Origin of the sequence: Nocardia sp. NPDC060220 (assembly GCF_042727815.1) — a bacterium.
Taxonomy (GTDB): domain Bacteria; phylum Actinomycetota; class Actinomycetes; order Mycobacteriales; family Mycobacteriaceae; genus Nocardia.
In genome coordinates, this window is record NZ_JBHWZY010000505.1 from 1 (window position 1) to 5121 (window position 5121).

The 5121-nt window shown below is 68.7% G+C and carries 3 protein-coding genes; 2 read left to right on the forward strand and 1 reads right to left on the reverse strand.

Going from position 1 to position 5121, the window contains the following annotated elements; translation table 11 throughout:
* A partial coding sequence (locus ACFWF3_RS23595; protein WP_379315301.1) for an ABC transporter substrate-binding protein occupies nucleotides 1-2814 on the forward strand: 2814 nt, incomplete at its 5' end.
* A 6-nt stretch (nucleotides 2815-2820) separates the two neighbouring features.
* Here the strand turns inward: ACFWF3_RS23595 and ACFWF3_RS23600 are convergent.
* Nucleotides 2821-4248 (reverse strand): amidase, encoded by a 1428-nt coding sequence (locus ACFWF3_RS23600; protein ID WP_379315302.1) that lies wholly within the window; start codon nucleotides 4246-4248, stop codon nucleotides 2821-2823.
* Between the two features lie 142 nt (nucleotides 4249-4390).
* On the opposite strand from ACFWF3_RS23600, the gene ACFWF3_RS23605 reads away from it, so the two are divergent.
* A partial coding sequence (locus ACFWF3_RS23605; RefSeq protein ID WP_379315303.1) for an alpha/beta fold hydrolase occupies nucleotides 4391-5121 on the forward strand: 731 nt, incomplete at its 3' end.

Consider the following 5121-nt stretch of genomic DNA (forward strand, 5'->3'; position numbering starts at 1 on the left):
CTGCTGGAGCTGCTGCGGGCGCTCGAGATTCCCGACGCCCGCCCGCGCGTGCTGCGCACATTGGTTCACGGGCGGCGCGCGCTGCCGCGGCCGATCATCGAAGTCGTCGGCGTTGCCGGGCACACCGCGCTGGTCGGCGAAATCTACAGTTGGCTCAGCGAATCCGGGGGCAGGCGGGCGACGCCGCGCGTCAAGATCGACCTGCACGCGCCCGACCTGCCGCGCACGCTGCTCACCCCCGACCTCAACGCGATCGACGCGGGTCCGCACGCCAATGACCAGGAGATCCCCGGCCACTGCCTGCCGATCGTCCAGCAGCTGGTGGCGGGTTTCGCCGCCGACGACACCGCGATGGGCGCGATCAAGTTCCCGCGCTACCGCACCGCCGACTGGCTGACCCGCCAGCGGGTGACTTCCGACGAATCCGAGGCACCCGACGAGCTGCGTCGCAGACTGCCCAAACTGCTGCGTAGCGGTTCACCGACGAGCCGTTCCGACACCGCCGAAGGTGTTGCGGGCGACACGATTTCGCGAGTGGTCTTCGGTGTGCTGGCGCTGTGGCCGGTGCTGCGGTTGTGGCTGTGGGTGTCGGGGCGCATTCCCGGCATGTCGAAGGTGACGCGGTGGTTCCTGCACCAGCGCTACCTGGCGCCTGAATTGTCGGGCAGCTTCCTCGGTTTCGCGTCCCGGCTCACCGCGTCACATCGGGTCGACGAGAACGAGGAGCAGGTTGCCAAGCTCCTCGTGCACGCGTTTCTCGAGGACCTGCGCGATGCCTACCGACGCCGGATCTGGCGACCGTCGAGCTGGCGGCGTACCGCGTATCCGGTGGCGTTGCTCGGTGGTCTGGCCGAGGGCAGCGACGGTGCGCGCATCCTCACCTGGATCAACGAAATCCGGAACGAGACCGGCCTTTTCGATCCGCTGGTCGTGGTGGCGCTGCGCGACGAAGGGCCCAGCCGTGAGGTCGGTGAGCTCTCGCACATCAGCGACCTCCGCCCGCTGCGCACCCTGGAAAGTCTCGCCGCCGCGCCGACCCCGCAACCGCCCGATCCACTGCAGGAGTGGGTGCGCGAGATCGACAACCGGCGCACCCATCGTCAGGCCGACGCCTGGTTCCTCCCGTTGCGCGCGATCCTGCCGCCCGACACGACCCCGCGCGTCAGCGATGGCCGCTTTCGCGGTCTCGCACTGCCGCCCGCGCCGCCGCTCGCCGCGCGCAGCTGGTTCGTCGGTCTGTGTGTGCTGATCCCGATCGTGCTGGCCGTGGCCGCGACCCTGGTCTACTTCCCACCGCTGCGTGGCGCCGAATGCTCGCACTGGCCGTGGACCGACGGTGTCTCGGTGAGTTTGCGCGACGGTGAATGCGTCGGCTACAGCGACAACCCCCGCCAGACCTTCGCCGATGACCCCGAGCTGTCGGCGATGCAGCGAGAAGTGTTCCGGCTCAATGTCGCCGCGGCCGACGCGCGCGCGAACAACCCGAACAGACCCTTGATCTCGCTGGTGTACTTCGCCGGCCTCAGCTACGTCGACACCAATGTGCGCTATCCGCACGCCCAGGTCGAGGAGCTGGCCGGACTGGCGGTGCAGCAGCGTCGCGCATTGCTGGCCTCCGACGAATCGGAACCGTTGCTGCGCATCATCATCGCCAACGGCGGCTCCGATATGCGCCAGGCCGGGTGGGTGGTCGACAATCCGCTGCGCGAGCTCGTGGCCGACGATCCCAGCGTGCTCGGTGTGGTGGGAATCGATCGCAGCAACGACGAAACCCGCAAGGCCATCACGCGTCTCGGTGAACTCGGGGTGCCCGCGGTGGCCACGACCCTGTCCGCCGATGGTCTGGAGCAGGCATCGCCGCTGTATTTCCAAGCGGCACCGAGCAATACCGTGCAGGCCCGTCTGGTCGCCGACTATGTGCAGGGTGCGCGTGACCTCAACGGCGCATCGCGCTACGACAAGGTGGCGATCTATCACCCCGAGGCCGCCGGTGATCTGTACGTGACCACCCTGGTGGAAGATCTGCAGAAGGAGCTCACCAAACGCGGTGTGGCCCAACAGAGTATGAGCTGGCGCGAACAGCAGCAGCTCTACCGTTTCCCCGCACCGTGTGAGACCGCCGGATTCGACCGTCGCACCCTGCTGTTCTTCGCGGGCCGCAACGACGACTTCCCGACCTTCGCCAAATCGGTGAGTCGCGGCTGCCTCAGCGGCGCGGGCCCGGCGATCCTCGGCAACGACGCGGTGACCAGGCTGATCACCGATCCGAAGGCCACCGCCGCGCTTCCCGCCAACCTCACCGTGCGCTATGTGTCCAAGGCCTCGCCGGTCATGCTCGGCGGCGCCGATTGTGTCGGCGGCATCGGCAAGCTCGGCGACCAGCCGGTGCCGTTCGAACACGAGCAGCTGTGTACCGAACTGGCGGGGTTGATCGGGGACCTCCGTGGCTATCCCGACCTCACCGACTACCGGCCCACCTGGGCGGGTGACCGTACCGGTCTGGCCTTCGACGTGAGCGGCCTGTTCGTTCAAGCGGTGCGCAACAGCCGTGGCGTGCTGGCCGACCTCCCGCCGAACCGAACCGCCATCGCGGTCCAGCTACGCGAGTCCGACTATCGCGGCGTCACCGGCACTCTCGGTTTCTCGACCAGCCGCGTCGCCGACGGCTCGTCGATCGCGGTGCTGGTCACCACCGCGGTCGGTGGCGCGGGACCACAGCGCTGCCTGATGATGTTTCCCCGGCAGACCGGCCAGGAAGGTTGTCCGTCGGGTACCAAGAGCGACCTCGAAGGGTGGACGGAACCGGGCCGATAGGAACGGTCACCACCACTGCGCGGGGCGGTGACGCTCCCAGTGCAGTTCCGATTCCAGCTGGGCCGCAAGCGAGATCAGCAGTGGTTCGCTGTCGGCGGTGCCCATCAGTTGCGCACCGATCGGCAGTCCGGCGTCGGTGAAGCCGGCGGGCACGTTCACGCTCGGCCAGCCGAGCACGTTCCACGGCCAGGTGTACGGGCATGCGGCGGTGATCAGATTGTTCGTAGCACCGAAGCCGATGCCATCGATCTCCTCCACCTGCGGGGGAGGGGTCGCGGTGGTCGGCGCCAGCACCAGGTCGTAGTCGTCGAAGAACGAGCCGATGCGCTTGTGCAGCAGGGGTTCCGCGAGACGCGCGGCGGTGAGTGCGGGTCCGCTGAGCACGCGTCCGATGCGCGCATTGGTGGTGGTCCTCGGGTCGACGACCGCGCCCGGCATATCCCGGTGCACCCGGCTGATCCCGGCCAGTGATCGTGGCAGGAAGGACGCGCCGATCATCAACCCGTAGTGCAGGTCTGTCACGGTGACGGTATGGCCGAGCGTGCGCAGGGTGGCGGCCAGCGCGTGCACGGCGGCCGCGATCTGTGGATCGAGCGCGGTGGTGGTCGCGGTGTACGGAATGCTCAGGGAGAGCGCAATTCTGAGCTTGCCGGGATCGCGCCCGACGGCCGCGCTCGCCTCGATGGGCGCGGGCTTGTGCCGGTCGCCCTCGTGCGGTCCGGCGGCGATGTCGAGCAGCAGCGCCGCGTCCCGCACAGTGCGCGCGAGCGGTCCGTTGACGGTGAGCCCGTTGAACGCCTCCGCCAGCGGCCAGGTGGAGATGCGCCCTCGCTGCGGCTTGATCCCGATCAGGTTGGTCCACGAGGCCGGGATACGCACCGACCCCGCGCCGTCGGAACCCAGCGCGGCGGGGACCAATCCGGCCGCGACCGCCGCCGCGGACCCGCCCGATGACCCACCCGGCGTGCGCGTGCGATCCCACGGATTGCGGGTGTGGCCGAACGCGTCACCGCTGGTGAACGGCAGCTGTCCCAGCTCGCAGGTATTGGCCTTGCCGACGATCACCGCACCCGCCGCGCGCAACCGGCGCACCGATTCGGCGTCCGCGGATTTCGGCGTGAACTCCCCACCACACCCGAAGGCGGTGACTTCGCCGCTGATGTCGGTGTCGTCCTTGACCGCGATCGGCACACCCAGCAGCGGCAGCCGCACACCCGCCGCCAACCTCGCGTCCGCCTCGGCCGCCTCCCGCAGCGCGGCGTCGCGACGGACGACCCGGAACGCGTTGAGCGACGGCTGCGACGCCTCGATCCGGTCGAGCGCGTCGGCGACGGCGACGACCGAGGAAATACTGCCGTCGGCCACGGCCGAGGACAGCTCGGTGAGGCCGAGATCGGCCGAGGAATTCGGCGCGATGTGGTCGGGCGCGGACATGTGAGCTCCGTCTCTGCAGGTGCGTGGCTCGACCGTAACGCGAACCTGGTCACCCGTCCACATCCCCTAGGGTGGGTATAGACATACATACGGGATGTATGTAACAGTGGACGTGCCCAGCATTCGACCAGGGGAGGACCCCATGGGAATCAGCTCAGCACTCGGCCCGGCACACGAGATCGCCCTGTCATCCGGCCGCATCCGCTACCACGACACCGGCTCCGGATCGCCGGTCGTCTTCGTCCACGGACTGCTCGTCAACGCCGATATCTGGCGCGGGGTCGTGCCCGGTCTGGCCGCCGCAGGCCACCGCTGCCTCACGCCCGACTGGCCGCTCGGATCCCACACCATCCCGATGCCCGACGCCGATCTCAGTCCCACCGGCATCGCGGACCTGATCGCCGAGTTCCTCGACGCGCTCGACCTCACCGATGTCACGATCGTCGCCAACGACACCGGTGGTGCGCTCACCCAGATCCTGATGACCCGCCGACCGGAACGGATCGGCCGCGTCGTCCTGGCCGCCGTCGACTGCTACGAAGTGTTCCCGCCGCAGCCCTTCGCGGGCTTGCTGAAGCTGGCGAAGATTCCCGGCGTGATCCGGCCGCTGCTGGCGCCGATGCGCTTCGGGTTCATGCAGCGCCTGCCACTCGGATTCGGGCTGGTCACCAAACATGAACTGCCGCAAGAGATCGCGCAGTCCTATTTGGGGTCTGCCCGGCGCAACGCCGCCATCCGCGATGATCTGCGCCGCTTCGCCGCCGGTGTCGACAATCGATGCACCGTGGCCGCCGCCGAACGCTTCGGCACGGTCGATGTGCCGGTGCTGGTGGTCTGGTCGACCGAGGACAAACTGTTCCCGATGGCGCTGGC

Bases quoted from the DNA above. Each gene is read 5' to 3' on its own strand.
- ACFWF3_RS23600 (WP_379315302.1), bottom strand. From the start codon at position 4,248: ATGTCCGCGCCCGACCACATCGCGCCGAATTCCTCGGCCGATCTCGGC.